Origin of the sequence: Micromonospora sp. SH-82 (assembly GCF_051132485.1) — a bacterium.
Lineage (GTDB): Bacteria > Actinomycetota > Actinomycetes > Mycobacteriales > Micromonosporaceae > Micromonospora.
Genome location: NZ_CP148049.1, coordinates 1352607 through 1378184, shown reverse-complemented (window position 1 = coordinate 1378184; position 25578 = coordinate 1352607). Strand labels below are relative to the sequence as shown.

Annotated in this window: 22 protein-coding genes; 6 read left to right on the top strand and 16 right to left on the bottom strand. The window is 70.8% G+C overall.

The annotated features are described in order from the left end of the window. The first annotated feature begins 15 nt into the window (after positions 1-15). Positions 16-1716, top strand: coding sequence for a DEAD/DEAH box helicase (locus WHN02_RS06430; RefSeq protein ID WP_434743842.1), 1701 nt, complete (start codon positions 16-18; stop codon positions 1714-1716). A gap of 151 nt (positions 1717-1867) precedes the next feature. Next, a complete protein-coding gene (locus WHN02_RS06425; protein WP_434742499.1) occupies positions 1868-2488 on the top strand; it encodes a putative glycolipid-binding domain-containing protein in 621 nt (206 codons plus the stop codon). A gap of 52 nt (positions 2489-2540) precedes the next feature. Here the strand turns inward: WHN02_RS06425 and WHN02_RS06420 are convergent, their stop codons facing one another. Both WHN02_RS06420 and WHN02_RS06415 read right to left on the bottom strand, forming a co-directional pair. Then, a complete protein-coding gene (locus WHN02_RS06420) occupies positions 2541-3635 on the bottom strand; it encodes a PLP-dependent cysteine synthase family protein (protein ID WP_434742498.1) in 1095 nt (364 codons plus the stop codon). A 100-nt stretch (positions 3636-3735) separates the two neighbouring features. Next, positions 3736-4197, bottom strand: a complete 462-nt coding sequence (locus tag WHN02_RS06415) for an Lrp/AsnC family transcriptional regulator (RefSeq protein ID WP_434742497.1) — start codon at positions 4195-4197, stop codon at positions 3736-3738. 168 nt (positions 4198-4365) lie between these two features. On the opposite strand from WHN02_RS06415, the gene WHN02_RS06410 reads away from it, so the two are divergent. Then, positions 4366-4632: a BldC family transcriptional regulator gene (locus WHN02_RS06410; RefSeq protein ID WP_434742496.1), complete on the top strand. Its 267-nt coding sequence runs from the start codon at positions 4366-4368 to the stop codon at positions 4630-4632. Between the two features lie 70 nt (positions 4633-4702). Here the strand turns inward: WHN02_RS06410 and WHN02_RS06405 are convergent, their stop codons facing one another. After that, a complete protein-coding gene (locus tag WHN02_RS06405; protein ID WP_434742495.1) occupies positions 4703-5332 on the bottom strand; it encodes a UbiX family flavin prenyltransferase in 630 nt (209 codons plus the stop codon). A gap of 211 nt (positions 5333-5543) precedes the next feature. Between WHN02_RS06405 and WHN02_RS06400 the strand changes: the two genes are divergently transcribed. Beyond that, positions 5544-6497 carry a terpene synthase family protein gene (locus tag WHN02_RS06400; RefSeq protein WP_434742494.1) on the top strand — a complete coding sequence of 318 codons (954 nt, stop codon included), beginning with the start codon at positions 5544-5546 and terminating at the stop codon, positions 6495-6497. A 49-nt stretch (positions 6498-6546) separates the two neighbouring features. Here the strand turns inward: WHN02_RS06400 and mqnP are convergent, their stop codons facing one another. The 11 genes from mqnP to hemL all read right to left on the bottom strand — a co-directional run bounded on the left by mqnP (position 6547) and on the right by hemL (position 17818). Next, a complete protein-coding gene (gene mqnP, locus WHN02_RS06395; protein WP_434742493.1) occupies positions 6547-7449 on the bottom strand; it encodes a menaquinone biosynthesis prenyltransferase MqnP in 903 nt (300 codons plus the stop codon). Beyond that, positions 7449-8909 carry a menaquinone biosynthesis decarboxylase gene (locus tag WHN02_RS06390; protein ID WP_434742492.1) on the bottom strand — a complete coding sequence of 487 codons (1461 nt, stop codon included), beginning with the start codon at positions 8907-8909 and terminating at the stop codon, positions 7449-7451. Before WHN02_RS06390 ends, mqnP begins: the two co-directional genes overlap by 1 nt. Positions 8910-8967: 58 nt before the next feature. Beyond that, a complete protein-coding gene (locus WHN02_RS06385) occupies positions 8968-9204 on the bottom strand; it encodes a hypothetical protein (protein ID WP_434743841.1) in 237 nt (78 codons plus the stop codon). Between the two features lie 20 nt (positions 9205-9224). Then, positions 9225-9449 (bottom strand): hypothetical protein, encoded by a 225-nt coding sequence (locus tag WHN02_RS06380; RefSeq protein ID WP_434742491.1) that lies wholly within the window; start codon positions 9447-9449, stop codon positions 9225-9227. Positions 9450-10131: 682 nt separating this feature from the next. Further along, entirely contained in the window at positions 10132-11613 is a 1482-nt protein-coding gene (locus WHN02_RS06375) for an AAA family ATPase (RefSeq protein ID WP_434742490.1), read from the bottom strand. Between the two features lie 74 nt (positions 11614-11687). Further along, complete coding sequence (gene ccsB, locus WHN02_RS06370; RefSeq protein WP_434742489.1) at positions 11688-12677, bottom strand: c-type cytochrome biogenesis protein CcsB; 990 nt, start codon at positions 12675-12677, stop codon at positions 11688-11690. Next, positions 12677-14323: a cytochrome c biogenesis protein ResB gene (resB, locus tag WHN02_RS06365; RefSeq protein ID WP_434742488.1), complete on the bottom strand. Its 1647-nt coding sequence runs from the start codon at positions 14321-14323 to the stop codon at positions 12677-12679. Before resB ends, ccsB begins: the two co-directional genes overlap by 1 nt. Beyond that, a complete protein-coding gene (locus tag WHN02_RS06360) occupies positions 14323-15246 on the bottom strand; it encodes a cytochrome c biogenesis CcdA family protein (RefSeq protein ID WP_434742487.1) in 924 nt (307 codons plus the stop codon). Before WHN02_RS06360 ends, resB begins: the two co-directional genes overlap by 1 nt. Continuing rightward, the gene (locus WHN02_RS06355) at positions 15246-15824 is read right to left on the bottom strand and encodes a TlpA family protein disulfide reductase (RefSeq protein WP_434743840.1); all 579 of its coding nucleotides are present in this window, start codon (positions 15822-15824) and stop codon (positions 15246-15248) included. Before WHN02_RS06355 ends, WHN02_RS06360 begins: the two co-directional genes overlap by 1 nt. A gap of 2 nt (positions 15825-15826) precedes the next feature. Continuing rightward, positions 15827-16474, bottom strand: a complete 648-nt coding sequence (locus WHN02_RS06350) for a histidine phosphatase family protein (protein ID WP_434742486.1) — start codon at positions 16472-16474, stop codon at positions 15827-15829. A 6-nt stretch (positions 16475-16480) separates the two neighbouring features. Beyond that, positions 16481-17818 (bottom strand): glutamate-1-semialdehyde 2,1-aminomutase, encoded by a 1338-nt coding sequence (gene hemL, locus WHN02_RS06345; protein WP_434742485.1) that lies wholly within the window; start codon positions 17816-17818, stop codon positions 16481-16483. Between the two features lie 209 nt (positions 17819-18027). Between hemL and WHN02_RS06340 the strand changes: the two genes are divergently transcribed. Further along, positions 18028-18363 (top strand): STAS domain-containing protein, encoded by a 336-nt coding sequence (locus WHN02_RS06340; protein ID WP_350899717.1) that lies wholly within the window; start codon positions 18028-18030, stop codon positions 18361-18363. Positions 18364-18384: 21 nt separating this feature from the next. Here the strand turns inward: WHN02_RS06340 and WHN02_RS06335 are convergent, their stop codons facing one another. Together WHN02_RS06335 and WHN02_RS06330 are read right to left on the bottom strand one after the other, a co-directional pair. Continuing rightward, positions 18385-18939 (bottom strand): response regulator, encoded by a 555-nt coding sequence (locus tag WHN02_RS06335; RefSeq protein WP_350899719.1) that lies wholly within the window; start codon positions 18937-18939, stop codon positions 18385-18387. Continuing rightward, positions 18936-23309, bottom strand: a complete 4374-nt coding sequence (locus WHN02_RS06330) for a HAMP domain-containing protein (RefSeq protein WP_434742484.1) — start codon at positions 23307-23309, stop codon at positions 18936-18938. Before WHN02_RS06330 ends, WHN02_RS06335 begins: the two co-directional genes overlap by 4 nt. Before the next feature lie 192 nt (positions 23310-23501). Between WHN02_RS06330 and WHN02_RS06325 the strand changes: the two genes are divergently transcribed. Beyond that, a complete protein-coding gene (locus tag WHN02_RS06325; protein WP_434742483.1) occupies positions 23502-25568 on the top strand; it encodes a SpoIIE family protein phosphatase in 2067 nt (688 codons plus the stop codon). Positions 25569-25578 lie beyond the last annotated feature (10 nt).

Genomic DNA, 25578 nt, shown 5'->3' with positions numbered 1-25578 from the left:
CCGGACGGGACCGTCCTGGACTTCGGCGCGCTGGGTCTGCCCCGGCCGCTGGTCCAGGCTCTGTCCCGGCAGGGCATCACCAGCCCGTTCGAGATCCAGCGGGCCACGGTGCCGGACGCGCTCGCCGGTCGGGACGTACTCGGCCGGGGACAGACCGGCTCCGGGAAGACCCTGGCCTTCGGCCTGCCGGTGCTCGCCCGGGTCTCCACCGGCCCGCGGGCCCGGCCGCAGCACCCCCGGGCTCTGATCCTGGTGCCGACCCGGGAACTCGCCATGCAGGTGAACGACGCCCTGATGCCGCTCGGCAAGTCGGTCGGGGTGTTCCTCAAGACCGCCGTGGGCGGCGTCCCGTACGACAGGCAGATCGACGCCCTGCGCCGAGGCGTGGAGATCGTGGTGGCCACCCCGGGGCGGCTCGCCGACCTGATCGCGCGCGGGGTCTGCCGGTTGGACGACGTCGAGGTGACCGTCCTCGACGAGGCCGACCAGATGGCCGACATGGGCTTCCTGCCGGAGGTCACCGAACTGCTGGCCCGGACTCCGGCCGACGCCCAGCGGCTGCTCTTCTCCGCCACTCTGGACGGAGACGTGGACGCCCTGGTCAAGCGGTTCATGACGGATCCGGTGACGCACTCCACCGCGCCGCCGACGGCGGCGGTGACCACGATGGATCACCACATGCTGCTGATCCCGCCGCACGACAAGTTCGCCGTGACGGCGTCGATCGCCGCCCGGGACGGCCGGACCATGTTGTTCGCCCGTACCCAGCTCGGTGTGGACCGGCTGGTCGAGCAGCTCGCGGCGGTCGGCGTACGCGCCGGTGGCCTGCACGGCGGCAAGACCCAGCGGATGCGGACGCGGACCCTCGCCGAGTTCCGGGAGGGTCGGACGAACGTGCTGGTCGCCACCGACGTGGCGGCCCGGGGGATCCACGTGGACGGTGTGACGCTGGTGCTGCACATCGATCCGCCGAAGGACCCGAAGGACTATCTGCACCGGGCCGGGCGGACCGCCCGGGCGGGTGAGTCGGGGGCGGTGGCCACCCTGGTCCTGCCCAAGCAGCGTCGGACCACCCTCGCCATGATGGAGCGGGCCGGTGTGGCACCGGAGCAGACCCGGGTCCGGGTCGGTGACCAGGCCCTCGCGGATCTGGTCGGGGCCCGTGAGCCCAGTGGGGTGCCGGTGCGTGAGGAGCCTGCGGCTCCGCGTCGCTCGGGTGGTGGCCCGCGCCGGTTCGGCGACCGGGACTCCCGGGGTGGGTACGGCGACCGGGGTGGGTCCCGCTACGACGACCGTCGCCAGGGTGGTCGGGACGACCGCCCCGGCCGCGAGCACCGGTTCGGCGACCGGCCGGCCCGACGCTTCGACGACCGGGCCGGTGGCGACCGATCGTGGGGCGAGCGCGCCTCCGGCGGACGGTCGTTCGGCGACCGCCCCCAGGGCGAGCGACGCTTCGACGACCGCCCGCAAGGCGAGCGACGCTTCGACGACCGCCCCCAGGGCGAGCGACGGTTCAGCGACCGTCCCCAGGGCGAGCGACGGTTCAGCGACCGTCCCCAGGGTGAGCGCCGGTTCGGCGACCGGGGCGAGCGCGCCGGTGAGTCGTTCGGGGACCGCCGGGGCGGGTTCCGGTCCGACGGTCACGGCCGCGACGACAGGTACCAGCGCGACGACCGCCGGGGCTTCGGCGGGCGTCCGCCGGCGCGTACCAGCTGAGTTCTCGCTTCTCGACCGGCCGTCGTCGCCTGTCGCCCTCCCGGCGACCGGTGGCGGCGGCCGGTTCGTGTGCAGAGGGCGGCGCACCCGTCCTGCGTGACCTTCCCGCATCGGCTGCCGCGACCCATCGGGTGCCGTAGCCTCCGGAACCATGGTGAAGTCGCTCTTCTGGAGCCGGACGGACATCCCGGGAGCCGACCACGCCCTCGTCGCCGACGATCAGGGGCTGGCCGCGCGGGGCACCCTGATGGCGGTCGACCCGGTGCCCTACACCTGCCGGTACACGGTGACCACGGGGTCCGACTGGGCCACCGAACGGTTGGACGTCCAGACGGAGGGGGCGGGCTGGGCGCGCAGCGTACGGCTGGAGCAGACCAGCAGCGGCTGGCGGGTGACCACGAACGAGGAGGGTGACCTGGACGGGGTGTTGGCCGCCGCCGGACATCCGACGGCCGGCCTGCCCGGCACCGACGACCCGGACCGACTGGCGGACGCCGTCGACGTCGACCTCACCGGGTCGGTGCTGTTCAACACCCTGCCGGTACGACGTCTGGGGCTCACCGACGCCCCCGAGGGCACCGAACACCGGATCACAGTGGCGTGGGTCCTGCTGCCCGGCCTGGTGGTGGTGCCCAGCGACCAGGTCTACACCGCCTCCGGTGCGGGGCGGGTCGGTTTCGCCAGCGGCACCTTCACCGCCGACCTGACCCTCGACCCCGACGGCTACGTCCGCCACTATCCGGGGCTGGCGGAACGGGTCGCCCCCCGCTGAGGCGGTGCTACCCCTGCGGCCAGGCCCCGGTGGTGAGGAACCTGAGGCCGTTCTACCCCTGCGGCCAGGTGCCGGTGGTGAGGAACCTGTCGATGGTGGCCAGGTGGGGGGCGAGGTCGTAGCCCTGTTCGGCCACCCAGTCGTCGGCGTAGTAGGTGTCGGCGTACCGGTCCCCGGCGTCGCAGATCAGGGTCACCACCGAGCCGGTACGGCCGTCGGCGAGCATCTCGGCGATCAGCCCGAACGCGCCCCACAGGTTGGTGCCGGTGGAGCCGCCGACCCGTCGACCGAGGACCACCGATCCGGCCCGCATCGCCGCCAGGGAGGCAGGGTCGGGCACCTGGACCATCCGGTCCACCACCGAGGGGAGGAACGACGGCTCCACGCAGGGTCGGCCGATCCCCTCGATCCGCGATCCCCTGTCGATCCGCAGCGACCAGTCACCGCTCTGCCAGGCCGGGTAGAAGGCCGAGTTCTCCGGGTCGACCACGCAGAGGCGGGTGGGCAGCCGGCGCAGCCGGGCGTACCGGCCGATCGTGGCGCTGGTCCCGCCGGTGCCGGCGCCCATCACCACCCACTCCGGTACGGGGTGCCGTTCCAGCGCCAGCTGGGCGTAGATCGACTCGGCGATGTTGTTGTTGCCCCGCCAGTCGGTGGCCCGCTCGGCGTAGGTGAACTGGTCCATGAAGTGGCCGCCGGAGTCCTCGGCCAGCCACCGGGCCTCCACCACCACCTTCCCCGGGTCCTGCACCAGGTGACACCGGCCGCCCTGGAACTCGATCTGGCTGATCTTCTCGGGCGAGGTGGAGGCCGGCATCACCGCGATGAACGGCAGGTCCAGCATCCGGGCGAAGTACGCCTCGGAGACCGCCGTCGAGCCTGAGGACGCCTCGATGACAGTGGTCTCGGGTCCGATCCAGCCGTTGCAGAGCCCGTACAGGAACAGGGAGCGGGCCAGCCGGTGCTTCAGTGAGCCGGTGGGGTGCACCGACTCATCCTTGAGGTAGAGGTCGATCCCCCACGCGCGGGGCAGCGGGAAGGGCAGCAGGTGGGTGTCGGCCGAGCGGTTGGCGTCGGCCTCGACCGTGGCGATCGCCTCGGTGACCCACGCTCGTCGGGCCGCCTCGCCCCGGTCCAGATGTGTCACCCCGGAACGGTAACAGCGAAACATTCTCAGGTACGGCTGGGACGGTCCGGGCGGCTGGTACGGCTGGGACGGGGCGGGCGGGTGGGACGGGGCGGGCGGCTCACTCGGCCGACGGCGGGGGGACCGGCTGGGGGCGGTTCTCCCATTTGGTGGAGAGGGCGATGGTGGTACGGGTGGAAGCCACCCCCGACGTCCGGTTCAGCCGTACGATCAACTGTTCCAACTCGGCGATGGTCCCGACCCGGGCCTTGAGCAGGAAGGACTCCACCCCGGCCATGAAGTAGCAGGACTCGATCTCGGCGATCCCGCGAAACGCCTCCAGCATGTCGTCGGTGTCGCCGCCGGAGTCCTCGACGATCCCGATCAGGGCGGTCACGCCCAGCCCGATCGCCTCCGGCGCCACCTCGGCCCGATAGGCCCGGACCACCCCGCTGGACTCCAGCTTGCCGACCCGCTCGTGCACGGCGGGGGCGGAGAGGCCGACCTGACGGGCCAGCTCGGCGTAGGACAGGCGGGCGTTTCCGCGCAGCAGCTCCAACAGGCTCAGGTCGATGGCGTCCACGGCCTACAGACCCTACCAACAGCCCACTCCGTGCATTTTTCACGTTTGCCGGACAGCCCTGGTCGCCGGTGCTGTAATTGCCATACGTCCCTCATGACGGCTCTGGGCTCGCACCAGCCGGGGGCAGTGTGGTTCAGCCGAGGGCTTCGTCGACGCGAGGAGGGGGCTGTGGACACTGGAGATCGCCTGCTGACACCAGGTGAGGTGGCCGCGCTGTTTCGGGTGGACCCGAAAACTGTGACGAGATGGGCGGCAGCCGGCCGGATCGGCAGTATCCGGACTCCAGGTGGGCATCGTCGGTTTCGGGAATCCGAAGTACGAGCCCTGCTGGAAGGCGAGGGCATGCTGGAGGAGGGGGAGGACGTCGACAGGCCGCGCAACGCGGGTCCGACGGCCACCACCGGTCCCGGCCCGGCGAACGCCGGCATGTACTGACGCCACCGTGGTCGTACGGGTCGGGCCTCGTGCCCGGCCCGCGACCGTTTCCCGACCGGTTCCGCCGGACTCAGGTACGGTCCGCGTTCAACTCGCCCGACCAGCGCCGGAAGAGCGTGTGCGGTACGCCCAGGGCGTCCAGCACCTTCCCGGCCACGAAGTCGACGAGCTGGGCGGCGGACGCCGACGCTCCGGCGCCGTAGAACCCGGGGCTGGCCGGCAGCACCACCGCCCCGGCGTCGTGCAACGCGATGAGGTGCTCCAGGTGACTCCGGGTGACCGGGGTCTCCCGGGGTACCACCACCACCGGGCGGCGTTCCTTGAGGTTCACCTCGGCGGCCCGCTGCAACAGGTCCTTGGACAGGCCGATGGCGATGCCCGCACAGGCTGCCGTGCTGGCGGGGACCACCGCCATGCCGCGTACCCGGTAGGAACCGCTGCTCGGTCCGGCCGCGATGTCACCGGCGGGCCAGTACCGCACGTCGGCGTCGTCCACCGGCCGACCGAGCCAGGCCGAGAGGTCGTCGGCCCAGTGCGCGTCCCGGAACGACAGGCCGGTCTCGTCGAGGATCGTCAGCCGGGCCGCCCGCGAGACGACCAGGTCCACCGCCTCCCCGGCGTCGAGGAGCCCACCGACCACCGCTGCGGCGTAGGGGGTTCCGGACGCGCCCGACACCCCGACCACCCATGGTTCACGCATACCCCCAAGCGTGCCTGGTCGCGCCGACCTCCCCCGCACCGACCCTCGACCGCCCCTCGACCGGCGTTCAACCGGCGCTCCACCCGGGCGCTCGGCCGGGCTTTCGGCCGAAGCCGCTGGTCACCCTGGGTGAAGTACGCCCGGATGTCCGGGTGCCCCGGACGCCTGGCATGCTGCGGGCACCATCGTGCCCGTCCGGGGAGGGACGTCAGTGGTCGAGGAGACCCTGCGGGAGCTCGCTTCGGCCTGTCCGGTGCCGTCCCGGTGCTCCCCGCACGTCGACGAGGTGCAGGACTGGCTGGGCGACGAGTTGGCCGACCTCGGGATCGTCCCCGACGAGGCGACAGGCGACCACCTGCGCCAGGCCCGGTTCGCCGCGTACGTCGGACGGCTCTATCCCGACGCGGACCCCGACGACCTCCGGGTGATCAGCACGCTCTACACCTGGTTCTTCCTGGTGGACGACGCCTGCGACGGGCCGACGGCGTTGCCGCCGGAGCAGATCCGTGCCCTGCGCGGGGCAGTGCTGAGCCTCCTGCGCCACGGCACCCGGTTCGGTCCCAGCGGGTTCACCGGCCCGCTCCGCCGGTTGCTGGCCCACGCCTGGCAGGAGCCCCGCCGCCGGATGCCGCACCCCTGGCGGACCCGGTTCGCCGACGCGGTCGCCGACCACCTCGACGGCGTCTGGCGGGAACGGACCAACAGGGTGCAGGGCCGCAGGCCCGGTGTCGAGGAGTACGTCCGGTTACGGCGGGCCACGTCGGCGGCGTACGTGTCGTACCCGATGATCGAGTTCGTCCACGGTCGTCCGCTACCCGAGGCGGTCTGGCGGCACCCGGCGGTACGCCGGATCGGCGAACTCGGCAACGACCTGCTCTCCTGGTACAACGACCTGGCCTCGCTGGATCGGGACCGGGCCACCGGTGGCGGACACAACCTGGTGTTGGCCGTGGCCGCCGAACGGGACGTACCCGTCGACACCGCAGTGGCCCTCGTCACCCAGCGCTGGCGGGCGGCGATGGACAGCTTCGTGGCCCTGCGCGCCCGGCTCCCGTCGTTCGGGTCGGCGCTCGACGAGTCGGTCACCACCCACCTCGACGGGGTCGGACAGGCGGTCCGGGGCACCATCGACTGGACCCTCGAAAGCGCCCGCTACCGGCGGTGAGCCAGGGCGTCAGGCGGTGAGCCAGGGCGTCAGGGCGTGCGGACGGGCGTCAGGGGCGCAGGTCGAGGCGGAGGACCAGGTCGAGCAGGGCGAAGGCGAACAGGGCGATCCCGACGAAGCCGTTGGCGGTGAAGAAGGCCCTGTTGACCCGGCTCAGGTCGGTCGGGGTGACGACCACGTGCTGGTAGCCGAAGGCGAGCGCGGTCAGGACCAGCCCGACCCACCAGGGCCAGCCGAACCCGACGAGGGCACCGAACCAGACGAAGAGGCCGAACGTCACCACGTGCGACACGGTGGAGGCGTGCAGGGCGAACCGCAGCCCGTACCGGGCGGGGACGCTGCGGACCCCGATCTCCCGGTCCACCTCGGCGTCCTGGCAGGCGTAGATCAGGTCGAACCCGCCGATCCAGAGTCCGACCGCCGCGCCGAGCAGCCACGCCGGCCAGGACCCGGCGAAGGTGCCGGTGACCGCCAGCCACGCGCCGACCGGGCCGACAGCCTGGGCGATCGCCAGGACCGCGTGCGGCCAGTCGGTGAACCGCTTGGCGTACGGGTAGACCACCAGGGGGACGACGGCCAGCGGGGCGAGGACCAGGCAGAGCGGGTTGAGCAGGGCGGCGGCGGCGAGGAAGACCACCAGGGCGACGGCCGCGCCGGTCCAGGCCGTCCGGACGCTCACCGCCCCGGTGACCAGTTCCCGGTTCGCGGTACGCGGGTTCCGGGCGTCGATCCGCCGGTCGAGGATCCGGTTGGCGGCCATCGCGAAGGTCCGCGCCCCGACCATCGCCACGGTGATCAGCAGCAGGTCCAGCCAGCGGACCCGCCCCCCGTTGACCTGCATGGCGGTCAACGCGGACAGGTAGGCGAACGGCAGGGCGAAGACCGAGTGCTCGATCGCCACCAGGTTGAGGAATGCCCGTACCCGCCCGGGGGTCTCGGCGGTGGCGGACATCAGATGCCGTATTCCTTCCAGCGCTTGTCGACGAGCGAGACCACCTCGGGGGCCATGGTCATCTCTTCCGGCCAACCCCGGTGGTAGCCCTCCTCGGGGAGCTTGCGGGTCGCGTCCACGCCCGCCTTCCCACCCCAGAACTGCTGGTACGAGGCATGGTCCAGGTGGTCGACCGGCCCCTCGGTGAGCAGGAGGTCCCGGGCGTAGTCCACGTTGCCGAAGGCCCGGAAGGCGACCTCGTTGTAGTCGTGGACGTCGCAGTCCTCGTCGACGATCACGATCAGCTTGGTCAGGGACATCATGTGCGCGCCCCAGATCGCGTTCATCACCTTCTGGGCGTGCTTCGGGTACCGCTTGCGGATCGAGACGATCGCGCAGTTGTGGAAGACCCCGGCGGCCGGGAGGTCGTAGTCGACGATGTCCGGGATGAGGAACCGCAGGAGCGGGGCGAAGATCCGCTCGGTGGCCTTGCCGAGTCCGTGGTCCTCCTGCGGCGGCTGGGAGGTGACGATCGTGTGGTACACCGGGTCCCGCTGCATGGTCACGCACTCCACGTGCATCACCGGGAAGGGCTCGACCGGGGTGTAGAAGCCGGTGTGGTCGCCGAAGGGTCCCTCCGGGAGCCGCTCCCCCGGCTCCAGGTATCCCTCCAGGACGATCTGGGCGTGCGCCGGGACCTGCAACGGGACGGTCAGGCAGTCGACCATCTCCACCCGCTCGCCGCGCAGATATCCGGCGAACAGGTACTCGTCGATGTCGGCCGGCAGCGGCGCGCTCGCCGAGTACGCGGTCACCGGGTCGCACCCGATCGCGATCGCCACCGGCAGCCGCTGGCCCAACCGCTCGGCGACGGCGTGGTGGGCGGTGGAGTTCTTGTGGATCTGCCAGTGCATCCCGATCGTGTTCCGGGAGTGCTGCTGCAACCGGTAGAGCCCCAGGTTCCGCTTGCCGGACTCGGGGTGCTTGGTGTGGGTCAGCCCGAAGTTGTGGAAGACCCCGCCGTCACCCGGCCACACCTTCAGCCCCGGCAGCCGGTCCAGGTCGACGTCGTCACCCCGGTAGACCACCTGCTGGCAGGGGCCGGACCTGACCTTCTTCGGCGGCATCGAGGTGAGCTGCCGTACCTTGCCGAGGCCGTCCATCATCCCGGAGAGCCCCACCGGCAGTTCCGGCTTGAGCATCTCCCCGATCCGGGCGCCGATCTCGTCGAGGTTCTCGACGCCGAGCGCCATCGCCATCCGCTTCTCGGTGCCGAACAGGTTCACCGCGACCGGCATCTCGCCCCGGGTGGGGTGCTCGAAGAGCAACGCCGGCCCGTCCGCCCGTACCGTCCGGGTGACGATCTCGCTGATCTCCAGGGTCGGGTCGACGGGGGCCTTGACCCGGCGTAGCTCCCCCGCCTTCTCCAACGCCGCGAGGAAGTCCTTCAGATCCTGGTACGGAAACCCACGAGCCGCCATACCCCCAAGTCTCCCGCACCGCCCGACCACCCCCGACCACCGGGTGCCCAGGTGGAGGTCAGGCCTCCTGCGACACCAGCCGAAGCCCGGCCCACCGAACGAAGATCCTCCGCCGAGCGACAGCTTCGCCCTTCCGGTTCAACTCGTAACCTTCCAGCCAGACCCACCCGGCGTAGGTGAGCCACTCGGCCTTGACCCGGATCAGCCGGAACATGATGGGCCGCCGAACGAACTGGACACTCGCGGCCCGGGTGACGTGCAGGACGTCTCCCGCCCTGACCTCTCCGGCGACCACCGGCCGCACCGCCGGCGCGGTCACCAGCTGCCCCGGCGGTTGCCCGCGCCGCCCCGGTTCGATCCGAACCGCAGCCAGGCCCGGATACGCCGACGCGCCAGCTCCACGCGCGGACAACACCCGTCGGGGCGGCACGTCCAGCAGGCCCGCCGCCGGTGGTAGGCCAGGACGAACCAGGACAACCTGATCAGTACGGGTTCCTTGCCGACCATGGCGTGCCTGCCTCCCGGGCTGGGCTGGATCATCGCGGCACCCCGGCCCGCCGGGACTCAGCCTCCACCGAACCGGGGGCACCGCGTCACCAATCCCACACCCTCAGCCACCCCCGTGTCAATGTTGACACGTTTAGCTCATCGCGCCCGTATTGACACGATGCTGAGCACGCGACCTCCTTAGCGTGCTTTAGTTAACGTGTCAACCGAGACGCGAAAGCGCTGTTCTACCTTGCTGGCTATGACCGATGAGGTTCCAGGTCCACTCGTCGCCGCTGGCGAGATCTTGAAGATGCTGGGCGTCGGCCGGTCACGATTCCGGGCCATCGCGATGCATCCAAATTTTCCGCGACCGTTCCAAACGCTGTCGGTCGGTTCGGTGTGGCTGCGGTCGGACGTGGAGGCGTACATCGCCACGTACCGCCAGCCCCGGCCACCGGCAGACGAGGACGAACCAGGCTGACGGGGCAGCCAGGCCGCATCTTCCGACTGCTGGCCGACCGGCCCGAGATCGCCCATCAGGTCACCCGCCAGGTCGAGCAACTGCTCACCAAGCGATAGTGGATCTTGCCTGCCCGACGTCGGCCGATCACCACATCCGAAAGCGCTCGGCGGTCCGCCCGCCTCGTCAGCTGCCGGCTCGTGCCGCCGGGGGAAAGAAGGAGGGGGCGCGGCGCTGACGGCCGCGTGTCGTGGCGTTTCGCACCTTTCGGTGTCAGTCGCCCTCGTACAGGCGTCGCGGGTCGACGAGAACCAGGTCGCCGCGGTTGGCTGCGGTCGCGCGTAGGTCGTCGGTGAAGCCCTCGGCGCTGGCCAGCAACAGCCGGGTGCCGGCGGCGTCGATGCCGGGTCGACCCCGCAGCACATTCCGTACGCGCTCCAGCCGTTCCAGCTCCGCCCTGCCGATCAGCCGGCCCCACTTCGCCTCGCCGATGGCGAGCAGTGGGCGCGGGCCGTCGCCGAGGGGTGGCTCACCGAAGGCGACCAGGTCGAGCTCATGGCTGGTCCGGGTGGCCGGATCGGTCAGGGTGGCAGCGGTCGCCTCCGCGACGACGCCACCGACGCTCTCCGGGTCCGCGAAGAGCAGCGTCCACTGCCGGACCATCTCCTCGAAGCTGGGTCCCAGCACGGCGCTGAGGTATCGGCGCTGCGACCGCCGCCACACGTCGGCTCCACGGCGCTGCTCCAGAGCGGTCCAGGCGGGTCGCATCACTGCCTGATAGAAGGTGACGAGCGGCTCTGCGATGCGATACCGGCTCCGCCCACTGCGCAGGGGGTCGGGCTCGCGGACGAGCAGACCCGCGTCTTCCAGCACGGTGAGCGGGTGTTGCAGGTCGGTCGACTTGCGCCCGATGTAACCCGCGATGCCACCCCGGGTCGCGTTCCCCTCCGCCACCGCAGCCAACACGGAGTGGTAGAGGCTGGTGTCGCGCAGGTCGGGATCCTCGGCCAGCAGGTACCGCGCTTCTCGAAACAGCGGACGGGCGGGGTTGAGCACCGCCCGAACCACCCAGTCGTCGAAGTCGGCCGGGCCGGTCGGGGCGTCGTCCTGAACGTACTCCCGCCGGTAGGCCGGGGTGCCGCCCACGATCGCGAAGACCTGGACGGCCAGCGTGGGATCGCTGAGGCCCCAGAACTGCGCCGCCGCACGATAGTTGAGGGGCTGGACCGGCAGTTCCAGGCCGGCTCGCCCACGTAGCGGTGCCGAGCCGGCCAGCAACCCACCCATGAAGGACATCGCCGAACCGCAGAGCAGCAAGCGGGTCCTGGACTGCGTACGCTCGGGGCGGCCAGGGGTCAACGCGTGCTGGATCACCGACGGCAGGTCCCGAACGGCCCCGACCAGGTACGGAAACTCGTCGATCGCCACGGTGACCGGGCGGTCACGGCCGAGGGCGAGCAGAGCGTCCACCGCCGCCGCCCAGTCCGGCAGGTGCACCGGCCCCGGCGCTTCGGTGTACCGACCGATCGCCTCGCCGAGCCGCCGCAGCGACTCGGTACCGGTGGCCTCGGTGGCACCGAAGTAGAACCCGTCCGTGACCCGGGCAAGCTCGTACAGTAGGAGGGTCTTGCCCTGACGGCGACGGCCGCTCACCACGCCGAGGGTGGCACCGGCCCGGTCGTCGGCCACGAACCGGCTCAGCTCGGACCACTCCACGTCGCGGTCGAAGATTCCTGTCGGCTTGGACCAGCTCACGACGGCACCCCTTTCGTATAACTACACTTCTTATAAGTGTAGTTATACGAACTGCGTCGAGGGTGGCCGTCGCGTCAGAGGCCGCCGTAGGAGTGCAGGCCCTCGAAGAAGATGTTCACGCCGAACAGGTTCATCAGCATGGTGAGGAAGCCGAGGACGGCCAACCAGGTGGCCACGTTCCGCTTGACGCTCGGGGTGGCCCGGGCGTGCAGGTAACCGGCATACACCACCCAGGAGATGAAGGACCAGACCTCCTTGGGGTCCCAGCCCCACGGCCGACCCCAGGCCGCCTCGGCCCAGATCGCCCCGGCGATCACCGCGAAGGTGAAGATCGGAAAAGCGAAGGCGTGCAGGCCGAAGGTGAGCCGTTCCAGGCCGGCAGCCGCCGGGAGTCGCTTCGCCATCGTGTACGGGAAGCTGCGTCTGCCCTGCTCGTACCCGTTGCGCATGAGGAACGCGACGGCCGGTACCGCGCCGAGGAGGAAGATCCCGGAGGCGAAGACGACTGTGGAGACGTGCACGATGAACCAGTACGAGTTGAGCGCCGGCACCAGGGGCACGATCGGTACGTAGAGCACCAGCTCGGCGGTGGCCAGCAGCAACACCTGGACCAGGGTGAGGAACAGACCGAGCCGACGTAGCGACGGGACCTTCCACAGCACCACGAGCCAGGCGGCCACCCCGATGAACGAGACGGTCAGGACGAACTCGTACAGGTTGCCCCAGGGCATCCGGTTCGCGGCGATCCCCCGGGTGACCAGCGCGGCAAGGTGGAGCAGTGCGCCGAGTCCGGTGACGAGGACGGCGATCCGACCGGCCAGCCGGGCCCGGTTCCCCGGTGCCTTCGCACCGGTCGCCCCCGCACCACCGGACGCCGCACCACCGGACGCCGTTCCAGCACCGGAAGCCGCCCCGGCACCGACCCCGACCAGTTCCCGGGCGGGAGTGGCGGCCCGGGACATCGTCCGGGTGTTGCCGAGGGCGTACTCGACGGCGTGGGCGATCATCGCGACCAGGTACACCAGGATCGCGATCGACACCACCTGATCGGAGAGCGCGGACATCACTCGGTCCCTTCTCGCGTCCGGGGCGGATCCTGATCGACCCGACCCGCACCGGGGTCCTTCCCGCCGTCCCCGATCACCTTGACGAGCTGCGCGAACTCGTCGGCGAACCCGGGCTGATCGGTACGCGGTAGACCACCGGCCTCGACCAAGCTACTACTGCCTGTCGGAGATCCACTCGTGGGGGCCGCACCGACCCTGAAGAACACCCGGCGGCGACGACCGAAGAGCGAACCGAGCAGGCCGACAAGGAGCACCGTGCTGCTCACCAGCGTCATCGTCGCCCCGGGGTCGTGCCGGACGGAGAGGGTGATGTAGCGCCGGGTGCCGAGGAACTCCACTGTCGTACCGTCGTCGAGGGTCCACGACTCACCGGGGCGCATCAGCTTGGCCTCGCCGAGCTGCTCCAGTCTCCCGTTGGTGACCTGACGCTGGTCGAGCTGGTAGATCGAGCCGGGGATACCCGCGTCCAGACCGAGGTTCCCCCGGTACGGGATCAGCAGGACCGCCGGGTTGCGCTCCATCGGGTACTCGGAGCGGACGTACGGCGGCTCCTGCGGAGCCGTCGGCAGGTAGATCCCCTCGAAGGCGACCTGGAGGTCCGGATTGCGCTCCCCGGTCACCGGGTCGACGTTGACGTCCGGGAAGGCCGCCAGCCCCTCGCTGGTCAGCCCCATGTCTCCGGTGGTCAGGAACGGCACGATGCTGGTCTGGGCCCGCCCGTTGCGGTCGGTGTACTTGATGATCGGCGCGTACCCGTGGCCGAGCAGGTAGACGCTGGCCCCGTCGAGGCGCAGCGGGGAGTTCACCGAGAAGTCCGCGGTGCGCACCTCCCGGCCGGGCTCCTCGGCGCTCACCCGCGCGTTGAAGAACTCCGGCTGGCCGGACTCCGTGAACCGGGCCTGGAACTCGTCGAGGGTCAGGCAGAACCCGGGCAGGTCGGCGTCGGTCACCCGGGGTCCCAGGTCGGTCTCGGCGTACTGCTGTCGGGTGTTGCAGAACGCCTTGTCCTCGCCGGCCACCAGCAGACGGTTGCCGCTCCAGCCGTACCAGGAGCTGAGGGCGAAAGTGATCAGTACCGCGACAAGGGAGAAGTGGAACAGCAGGTTGCCGCTCTCCTTCACGTACCCCTTCTCGGCGGAGACCTCGTCGCCACGGACCGCGACCCGCCAGCGCTGCTTGCGCAGGGTCGCGGCGATGGCCTCGACCCCCCCGGCGGGAGCGGCGAAGACGGTGTGCGCGGGCAGCCGGTCCAGCCGCCTCGGTGCGGCGGGCGGCTTCGCCCGCAACGCCCGGACGTGGTCGCGCAGGCGGGGCACGATGCAGCCCACCAGGGAGGTGAACAGCAGGAGGTAGATCGCGGAGAACCAGATCGAGCCGAACGCGTCGAAGGCACCGATGCGGTCCAGCACCGGAGCCAGATCCGGGTACGTGGCGTAGTAGTCCCGGACGTCCTCCGGGTTGACGCCCCACTGGGGCAGCACCGACCCGGGGATGGCGGCCACCGCGAGCAGGAACAGCAGGACCAGCGCGGTACGCATGCTGGTCAACTGCCGCCACGAGTTACGCAGCAGCGCCACCACGGGGTTGGCCCGCCGCCGGGGTCCCGGGGGCGAGTCGCTCGTCCGGTCCTGCACGGCGGTCATCAGATGCTCACCTCACCCACCCCGACGGTGGTCTGCAACCAGATCACGAAGTTCTGCCAGCCACCTGTCACCAGGGCCAGACCGATCAGGATCAGCAGGGCGCCACCGGCCCGGGTGACCCACCGGCTGTTGCGGCGGATCGCCTTGAACACCCCGAGCAGACGCTGGAAGCCCAGCCCGAAGATCACGAACGGCAACCCCAGCCCCACGCAGTACGCCACCGCCAGCACCACCGCCCGGTCGGTCTGTCCGCCGACCGCGCCCATCCCGAGCACCGCCCCGAGGGTGGGTCCGACACAGGGTACCCAGCTCAGCGCGAAGACCGCCCCGAAGACCGGGGCACCCAGCAGACCGGCCGAGGGAAGTTTGGTGATCCGGAACTCCCGTTGCAGGCCCGGTACGACCCCGAGGTACCCGAGACCGAGCACGACGATCAACGACCCGACGACGATCTCCACGATCCGGTCGTACTCGAAGAGCAGCCGGCCCGCCGAGGAGACCACCACCGCCGTGGAGACGAACACGACGGTGAACCCGGCGATGAACAGCAGGGTCCCGGCGAGGACCCGACCCTTGACAGCCGCCGCCCGCCGCTCGCCGCCGGGCCGCTCGTCGCCGGGCCGCTCGTCTGGCCGCTCGTCGACGGGCCGCTCGTCCAGAGCGACACCCCCCGTCGTCGTCCCGGCTGCCGTTGTCGCCCCCGCTGCCGCCGCCGCCGTCGGTCCGGTGCGAGGAGGGCGGCCCCTACCTGCCGGGCGGCCTTCCAGGTCGGCCCCGGCCAGGCCGGTGACGTACGAGAGGTAACCAGGCACGAGCGGGAGGATGCACGGGGAGAGGAAGCTGACCAGCCCGGCGAGCGCCGCCGCCCCGATCGCCAGCAGCAGGGGGCCGTTCTGGGCGAGTTCCCGGAACGTCTCGCCCATCAGCGGGGACCGGCCATCGCGGCCTGCTCGGCGACGACCTTCTCCACTGCGGGCTGCAGCCGCTCCTGGGTGACCGCCATCCGGATCACCGTGGCGATCCGACCCTCCCGGTCCAGGACGAAGGTGGCCGGGATGCTGTTCGGCGCGATGTCGAAGCGCAGCGCCAGGCGGCTCGCCGGGTCGAACACGCTCGGGTAGGTGACCTTGTAGGTCTCCTCGAAGGCGATCGCCTTGTCCCGGTCGTCCTGCACGTTGATGCCGAGGAAGGCCACCCCGGAGTCCCGGGTCGCCTGGTACGTGTTCTCCAGGTCGTCGGCCTCGGCCCGGCACGGGTTGCACCAGGAGCCCCAGAAGTTGACCACGACGACCTGTCCCCGCGCGTCGGCCAGGTCGTACGCGGTCCCGTCGAGCAGTTCACCGGTCACCTCCGGCACCGTCGAGCGCTCCTCGGGGGCGCACTCGATGATGCCGTCGGTGTTGACGCAGCGCTCCTCGCCCCGCTCGGCGGAGCAGCCGACGAGCCCCGCCGAGACCGTCACGGCAGCCAGCAGCCCGGTGATCCACCTGCGGGCTCGCATCATCAGGCGCCCTTTGCCGTCCGGGCTGTCGAGGACATGGCGATCAGGTGCGCGGCCGGTTCGGTGTACCCGACCCCCACCACCTTGGCGCCGTCGAAGTGGAACGAGGTGAGGCTGGCCAGGGCGCACTGCCGGCGACGGGGGTCGTGCCAGAGTCGCTTGCGCTCGACGTACCGGCGCAGGGTCCAGATGGGCAGCTGGTGGGAGACCAGCACCGCCTCCCGCCCCTCGGCGGCGACCCGGGCGGCGTGCAGGGCGGCGAACATCCGCTCCGCGATGACCATGTACGCCTCGCCCCAGGAGGGGGTCACCGGGTCGCGCAGCACCCACCAGTTGCGGGGGTCGCGGAACGACCCGTCGCCGGGGGAGACCCGCTTGCCCTCGAACCAGTTGGCGCTCTCGATCAGCCGCTCGTCGACCCCGACCGGCAGCCCGAACTGCGCGGCGATCGGCTCGGCGGTCTGCTGGGCGCGCTCCAGCGGGCTGGCCACCACGTGCACGACGTCCCGCTCGGCGAGGCCCTCGGCCGCCGCCTTGGCCATCTGCACGCCCAGCTCGGAGAGGCGGAAGCCGGGCAGCCGGCCGTAGAGGATCTGGGCCGGGTTGTGCACCTCGCCGTGCCGGAGCACGTGGACGACCGTACTGCTCACCGCTACCTACCCCCCGGAGCCTGCCGCTGCCGCTGCCGTCGCCGCCGCCGGGAGCGCCCCGGCGATCTGGTCCAAAGCGGCCTCGTCGAGCGCCGCCGATACGAACCACGCCTCGAACGCGCTCGGCGGGAGATACACCCCGGCGGCGAGCATGGCGTGGAAGAACGCCTTGAACGCCGGCACCTGCTGGGTGCGGGCGGTGTCGTAGTCCACGACGTCGGCGTCGGTGAAGAAGATCGAGAACATGTTCCCGGCCGACGAGAGCCGGTGGGGCACCCCGGCGGCGGCGAGCGCGTCGGTGGCGAGCCTGCTCACGGTGGCTGCCGTCTCGTCCAGCCGACGGTAGAGCGCGTCGTCGGCGAGCCGGAGGGTGGCCAGGCCGGCCGCGCAGGCCAGCGGGTTACCGGAGAGGGTGCCGGCCTGGTAGACCGGGCCGGCCGGGGCGAGCTTCGACATCACGTCGGCCCGTCCGCCGAAGGCCGCAGCGGGGAGGCCACCCCCCATGACCTTCCCGTACGTCCACAGGTCGGCGTCGCAGGGGTCGACCCCGTGCCAACCGGCGCGGGACACCCGGAACCCGGTCATCACCTCGTCGACGACGAGGAGGGCGCCGTGCGCGTGGGCGATCCGGGCGAGGGACTGGTTGAACCCGTCGCGGGGTGCGACAACGCCCATGTTGCCGGCGGCGGCCTCGGTGATGATCGCCGCGATCTGCTGCCCCTCGGCGGCGAAGACCGCCTCCACCGCGGCGATGTCGTTGTACGGCAGCACGATGGTGTCCCCGGCCGCCGCGCCGGTCACCCCGGGCGAGTCGGGCAGGCCGAAGGTGGCCACGCCCGAGCCGGCGGCGGCGAGGAGTCCGTCGGAGTGACCGTGGTAGCAACCGGCGAACTTGATGATCTTGGACCGGCCGGTGAACCCCCGGGCCAGCCGCAGCGCCGACATGGTCGCCTCGGTGCCCGAGTTGACCAACCGGACCTGCTCGACCGGGGTCCGGTCGACGATCTCGGCCGCCAACTCGACCTCACCGGGGGTCGGCGCACCGAAGCTGGTGCCCCGGGTCGCGGCGGCCTGCACCGCCGCCACCACCTCCGGGTGGGCGTGACCGAGCACCAGGGGACCCCAGGAACAGACCAGGTCGACGTAGCGCCGGTCGTCGGCGTCGTACAGCCAGGGGCCCTCCCCCCGGACCATGAAGCGCGGGGTGCCGCCGACGGCGTGGAAGGCGCGCACAGGCGAGTTCACCCCGCCCGGCACCAGGGCTCGGGCGCGGTCGAACAGGGCCTCGGAGGCCGGCGCGTCGGCCGGGTAGCGGCCGGATCCGGCGGGAAACATCTGCGTCACGATGACGCCATTGTGTCAGCGTCGGAGAGCGAATCGGCAGGCACCCCGCATCGAGGTGCCCAGGCTCACCCCGAAGACACCGCTTCCCACCTGGTCAACGGCGAGCAACGGCGACACGGGCCGGTCGTCGGCGGGAGGATCGTCGCCCGGTCTCACCCACGTATCCGCCTCGTCGGGCCGGAGCCGACAGACCGCGCTAGGCTGGCCGGGTGGATCGTGCCGAACTGTCCATCACGCTACACCGGATCGGGGACGAAGCAGTCCTTCGCCTCTCCGGTGAGATCGACATGCTCACGGCCACCCAGTTGTCGACAGTCGTGAACGAGGTCCTCACCGAGCCGCCGCCGCGCATCGTCCTCGACCTCGGCGGGGTCACCTTCTGCGACTCGCAGGGACTGGGCACCCTGGTCGTCCTGAGCCGCAAGGCCAGTCACGCGCAGAGCCTCCTGGTCCTCACCAACGTGGGTGACTTCCTGATCCGGGTCCTGGACATCACCGGCCTCCGCTCCGCCCTGATGATCCGCAACAACCAGTCCACGTCCTGACCCCACCGGCGCGGGCCGGGGTCAGGGGGTGGGTCCCCAGCGGGCCTGTTCGAGGAGTTCCACGGCGCGGGTACGAGCCTCGGGGGTGGTCCCGCGCAGCAGGGTGGTGGCCTCGTCGACGGCGTCGGTGAGGGTGCGCCACTGGGCCTCGCGCTCGCGGACCAGATCCGACTGGGCGGCGAGTTGCCGGGTCTTCACCCACAGCTCGACGAAGACCGAGACCTTGGCCCGCAGGACCCACGGGTCGAACGGCTTGGTGAGGTAGTCCACCGCCCCGGCGGCGTACCCGCGCAGGGCGAGCTGCGCGTCCCGGTCGGCGGCGGTCAGGAAGATGATCGGTACGTGCCGGGTCCGCTCCCGCCGCTTGATGTGACCGGCGGTCTCGAACCCGTCCATGTCGGGCATCTGGGCGTCGAGCAGGATCACCGCGAAGTCGTCGACGAGCAGTTGCTTCAGCGCCGCCTCCCCGCTCTCCACCGCCACCGACTGCACCGGCAGCCCCTGGAGGATCGCCTCCAGTGCCATCAGGTTCTCCCGGCGGTCATCGACCAGCAGCGCCTTCGCCATCTGGGTCACGAACTCTCCTTGCTACCTCGGCTACTGCTGCTGATCCAGTTCGACATCAGCTCGATCAACTGGTCCAGGTCCACCGGCTTGGTGATGTAGTCGCTGCCACCGGCGGCGAGCGCCGACTCACGGTCCCCCGGCATGGCCTTCGCCGTCAGGAAGACCACCGGCAGGTCGGCGAAGCGGTGGTTGCGTCGGATCTGCCGGGTGGTCTCGTAACCGTCCTGGTCCGGCATCATGGCATCCATCAGCACGATGTCCACCTCCGGATGCTCCGCAAGGACCCGGACGCCGTCCGCCCCGTTGTCCGAGTACAACACGGTCATCCCGTGCAGCTCCAGGGCACTGGTCAGGGCGAAGACGTTCCGGACGTCGTCGTCGACGATGAGGACCGTCGCCCCGTCCAACTGCCGGGTGGCCGGGGTCTCCGGTGCCGGCGGCAACTCCAACGTCGGCATCAGCAGCGACGACGGCAGCCCGGCCCGTGACGGTGACGGCGGCAGCGGGGCCACCACCGCGTCCGGTGCCAGGACGTCCGGCACGAAGAGGGTGAAGGTCGACCCCTGCCCCGGCGCCGAACTCACGGTGATGGTGCCGCCGAGCAGGCGGGCCAGGTCCCGGCTGATCGACAACCCGAGGCCGGTCCCGCCGTAGCGGCGACTCGTGGTCCCGTCGGCCTGCTGGAACGCCTCGAAGATGAGCGACAGCTTGTCGTCGGAGATGCCGATCCCGGTGTCGATCACGGTGAACGCGATCACCTGCTGGGCGTTGGTCAACGCCGGCACGTCGAAGATCGCGTTCTCCGCGGCGGGCCCGATCCGGAGGGTCACCGCCCCGTGGTCGGTGAACTTGACGGCGTTCGACAGCAGGTTGCGCAGGATCTGCTGGAGCCGCTGCGCGTCGGTGACCAGCGCCGACGGCAGCTCCTTGGCGAGGCGTACCTGGAGGTCGAGGCCCTTGTCGTGGGCCTGGGGAGCGAAGGCCTGCTCGACGTAACCGCGGATCTCGGCGAACTGGATCTCGCTCGGCTCGACGTCCATCCGTCCCGCCTCGATCTTGGACAGGTCGAGGATGTCGTCGATCAGACGCAGCAGGTCCGACCCGGACCCGTGGATGGTCCGGGCGAACTCGATCTGCTTGGCGGTCAGGTTCCGCTCCGAGTTCTCCATCAACAGCCGCGCCAGCAGCAGCAGCGAGTTCAGCGGCGTACGCAGCTCGTGGCTCATGTTGGCCAGGAACTCCGACTTGTACGCCGACGCCCGGGTGAGCTCCTTGGCCTTGTCCTCCAGCCCGAGCCGGGCCAGCTCGATCTCCCGGTTCTGCGTCTCGATGTTGGCCTTCTGCTCGCTGAGCAGCTTCGCCTTCTCCTCCAGTTCGGCGTTCGTACGCTGGAGTTCGGCCGACTGTTCCTGCAGCTCGTGGGCCAGGCGCTGGGACTGGGCGAGCAACTCCTCCGTACGCCGGTTGGCCTGGATGGTGTTGACGGCGATGCCGATGGTGGCCACCAACCGCTCCAGGAACGACAGGTGCAGCTCGGAGAAGGGGCTGACGCTGGCGAACTCGATCACGCCCAGCAGCTCCCCCTCGAAGAGGACCGGGAGCACCACCAGGTCGGCCGGGGGCGTCTCGGCCAGACCGGAGCGGAGCATCAGCCGCCCGTCCGGGACCGCGCCGACCCGGATCGTCCGGCGGGACAGGGCGGTCTGTCCGACCAGTCCCTCGCCGGGACCGAAGGTGACGTCGTGCCCCCGGGAGACGTACCCGTAGGAGGCGGTGAGCCGCAGACGGGTCGACCCGTCGGGGGTGTCGGCCAGGAAGAACGCGCCGAGCTGCGCGTCTACCAGCGGGGTGACCTCCATCATGATCATGCGGCAGACCTCACCGAGGTCGCGCTGCCCCTGGAGGAGCCCGCCGATGCGGGCCAGGTTGGAGTCGAGCCAGCCCTGCTCGGCGTTCTTGTGGGTCGTCTCCCGGAGGGTGACGATCATCTGGTTGATGTTGTCCTTCAGCTCGGCGACCTCGCCCTGGGCCTTGACGGCGATCCGCTGGGTCAGGTCCCCCCGGGTCACCGAGGTCGACACCCGGGAGATCGCCCGCAGCTGGGTGGTCAGGGTGGAGGCGAGCTGGTTGACGTTCTCGGTGAGGTCCCGCCAGGTGCCCGAGACCCCCTTCACCTGGGCCTGACCGCCGAGCTTGCCCTCGATTCCGACCTCTCGGGCGACCCGGGTCACCTCGTCGGCGAACGACGACAACTGGTCGACCATCGTGTTGACGGTGTTCTTCAGCTCCAGGATCTCGCCCTGGGCGTCGACGGTGATCTTCTGCGACAGGTCACCCTTCGCCACCGCCGTGGTGACCGAGGCGATGTTCCGGACCTGCGACGTCAGGTTCGACGCCATCGAGTTCACGTTGTCGGTCAGGTCCCGCCACGTACCCGAGACGCCCTTGACCTGGGCCTGACCACCCAACTTGCCCTCGGTGCCCACCTCCCGGGCCACCCGGGTCACCTCGTCGGCGAACGACGAGAGCTGGTCGACCATGGTGTTCACGGTCGACTTCAGCTCCAGGATCTCGCCCCGGGCATCCACGGTGATCTTCTGCGACAGGTCACCCTTCGCCACGGCGGTGGAGACCTGGGCGATGTTGCGGACCTGGGCGGTCAGGTTCGACGCCATCGAGTTCACGTTGTCGGTCAGGTCCCGCCAGGTGCCGGCGACGCCCTTGACCTGGGCCTGACCACCGAGCTTGCCCTCGGTGCCCACCTCTCGGGCGACCCGGGTCACCTCGTCGGCGAACGACGACAACTGGTCCACCATCGTGTTGACGGTGTTCTTCAACTCCAGGATCTCGCCCCGGGCGTCCACGGTGATCTTCTGCGACAGGTCACCCTTCGCCACCGCCGTGGTGACCGAGGCGATGTTCCGCACCTGCGACGTCAGGTTCGACGCCATCGAGTTCACGTTGTCGGTCAGGTCCCGCCACGTACCCGAGACGCCCTTGACCTGCGCCTGACCACCCAACTTGCCCTCGGTACCGACCTCCCGGGCCACCCGGGTCACCTCGTCGGCGAACGACGACAACTGGTCCACCATCGTGTTGACGGTGTTCTTCAACTCCAGGATCTCGCCCCGGGCATCCACGGTGATCTTCTGCGACAGGTCACCCTTGGCCACCGCAGTGGAGACCTGGGAGATGTTGCGGACCTGGCTCGTCAGGTTCCCGGCGAGCTGGTTGACGTTCTCGGTGAGGTCCCGCCAGGTGCCCGAGACTCCCCGGACCTGGGCCTGACCACCCAACTTGCCCTCGGTGCCCACCTCCCGGGCCACCCGGGTCACCTCGTCGGCGAACGACGACAACTGGTCCACCATCGTGTTGACGGTGTCCTTGAGTTCCAGGATCTCGCCCTGCGCGGCGACGGTGATCTTCTGCGACAGGTCACCCCGGGCCACCGCGGTGGAGACCTGGGCGATGTTACGGACCTGGGCGGTCAGGTTCGACGCCATCGAGTTGACGCTGTCGGTCAGGTCCTTCCAGGTCCCGGCGACGTTCGGCACCTCCGCCTGGCCGCCGAGCTTGCCCTCGGTGCCCACCTCCCGGGCCACCCTGGTCACCTGCTCGGCGAAGAGCCGCAGCGTGTCGGTGAGCGAGTTGAAGGTGTGCGCGAGTTCGGCGACCTCACCCCTGGCCGACACGGTGATCTTCTGCGACAGGTCACCCTTCGCCACCGCCGTGGCCACCTGTGAGATGGACCGCACCTGGTGGGTCAGGTTCGACGCCATCGTGTTCACCGAGTCGGTGAGGTCCTTCCAGGTGCCGGCCGCACCGCGTACGTCGGCCTGGCCGCCCAGCTCACCCTCCGTGCCCACCTCCCGGGCCACCCGGGTCACCTCGCTGGAGAACGAGGAGAGCTGGTCGACCATGGTGTTGACGGTCCGGCCGATCCGCAGGTACTCCCCGCGCAGTGGACGGCCGTCCATCTCCAACGCCATGTGCTGGGAGAGGTCCCCGTCGGCCACCGCCACGATCACCCGGGCGATCTCCGTCGTCGGCCGCCCCAGGTCGTCGATGAGGGAGTTGACAGCCCGTTGCCCCTCGACCCAGGCGCCCTCCAACCCCTCCTCGTCCAGCCGCTCGGTGAGCCGACCGTCCCGACCGACGACCCGACTGATCCGCCGCAGGTCGAGGTGCTGCCGCTCCTGAAGCGCCACCACCTCGTTGAACGCGTCGACGACCTCACCGGCGGCACCCGAACGGCGGGACAGCCGCACCTTCAGGTCGCCGTGACGGACCCGCCGCAGCGCCGCCGCCAACTCGTCGAGCACCGCGTCACGCTCCGGAGCGGAGTCCGGGGCGACGGGCTGTTTCGCCGTGGTCATCATTCCTCGCAAAGCTCGGGACTTCGGGCGGAGGCCGGCACGCCGACCCATCCCATCATTGTGCCCGTGACCGCGCCCACGCCATCCGACCTGCCCGGCCGCCACGCTGACCACGGCCCTCCGACGAGAACCGGCGGGGTGGATCCAACAGAGATCAGCTTGGCACCCCGGCGTCCGCCGGGCAGGATATGAGAGATGTCAGCGGAGGCGGGGGCCGCAGAGGACGGGGGCCCGGACGAGCACGTCCGACGGGTCCGGCTGCCCGCAGACCGGCGTACCCCGGCTGCGGCCCGGGCACTGGTCAGGTCGGTCCTCACCGAGGCCGACCTCGACGGGCTGGTCAACGAGGCGCTGCTGCTGACCACCGAACTCTCCACGAACGCTGTCGAGCATGCCGGCACCGACCTGGACATCGAGGTCGTCGCGGACGACGTCGGGCTGACGGTGACGGTGTCGGACTTCGCCTCCGGGCCCGTCGACGAACTCATCGTCGGGGTCCGCAACGACACCACCGAGATCAACGAGGTGTCGGAACGCGGCCGGGGCCTGCTGCTGGTGGACCACTTCGCCAGCCGATGGGGCACCACGTACCTCCCGACCGGGAAGGGGGTCTGGTTCCGGCTCGAACGCGCCGGCAGCCCCCGGTCGGGCGGACACCGGCCGGAGGCCCCCTCCGCCGCCCCCCGTGTGACGACCTCCGAGGGGTCGACCCCCAGCGCCGCCGCCATGAGCGAGCTGATGCAGACCATGCCCGACCCGTACTCCGACGACCCGCTGCCCGAGTTCGCCACCGACCTGCTCGGCCGGGTGGGCGAGATGATCGGGGCGGCCGGTGGGATGGTCCACCTGGACCGGGGCGACGGGCAGGGTTCCCAGGTGCTCGCCCGGTACGGCCGCCACCCCCGATCCGGGCAGGACCTGCTCCGGGTGCCGTTGGCGGTGCACCGGCCGTACGTCGGGGAGTTGGAGCTGGACGCGGCGCCCTCCGGGTACGCCCGCCCCCTGGCCGTGCTCGCCGCCGAACGGCTCTCGCTGCACCTGGAGAACGACAGGCTGCGCCGGGCCGACGTCCGCCGACGGGCCTGGCTGACCTTCCTCGCCGAGGCGAGCGAACTCCTCGCCCACTCCCTCGACGTGGAACTGACGATGGCGCTCATCCCCCAGCTGGTGGTGCCCAGGTTGGGTCAGTGGTGCGCGGTGCACACCACAGACGAGTGGGGCCGGTTGAAGCTCGCCGCCGCCAGTCACGCCGACGAGTCGGTCCTTCCGCAGCTGCACCAGGTGTTGCGGGAGACCGGGCCGGAGTCGATCCAGGCCCGGCTGAAGGAGGCCACCCGCAACGGCTCGCAGGTCCCGCTCAGCGCGCCGACCGAGGGCTTCGCCGTGCCGCTGATCGCCCGGGGCCAGCGCCTCGGCACCCTGGCCGTGGGGCGGCACCAGCGGCACCGGCACGACCCGGACGAGGTCGCCGTGCTGGAGGACGTCGCCCGGCGGGCGGCCCTGGCGATCGAGAACGCCCGGATCCACGCCGAACGCCGCCGGATCGCCCAGGCGCTCCAGCAGTCACTGCTGCCGCCGACGCTCCCGGTGGTGGACGGGATCGGCTTCGCCGCCGAGTACGTCCCCACCGGCGACGACGCCGACGTCGGGGGCGACTTCTACGACGTCCTGCCGTTGCCGGACGGAGGATGGCTCGTCGTGATCGGCGACGTCTCCGGCAAGGGGGTGCAGGCGGCGACGGTGACCGGACTGGTCCGGGACGTCATCCGGGTGCTGGTCGGCGACGGCAAGCCCCTGCCGGAGGTGCTGTCCCGGCTCAACGAGACGCTCGTCGACAGGGGCGGTGGCAGGTACTGCACCCTCGCCCTGGCGTCGATCGGGCCGGGCGACGGCGATCGGCTCGACGTCTCGCTGCACCTGGCGGGACACGACCGGCCGGTGCTGTTGCAGGCTGACAGCGGGGCGGCCTTCATCGGCACCACGGGCACCGCGCTGGGGCTGCTCGACTCGATCACCTCCCCCACGACGGAGCTCTCCCTCGCCCCCGGCGACTCGCTGATCTTCTTCACCGACGGGGTCACCGAGCGGCGTCGCGGCCGGGAGCTGTTCGGGGCGGACCGGCTCCGCGACGCCGCCGCCCCACTGGCCGGCTACTCCGCCGACGTGGTGGCCGCCCGACTGCGAGCCACCACGATCAACTTCTCGGTGGAGGCACCCCGCGACGACATCGCCATCCTGGTGCTCCGAAACGACGCCATCTGACCGGCAGCGA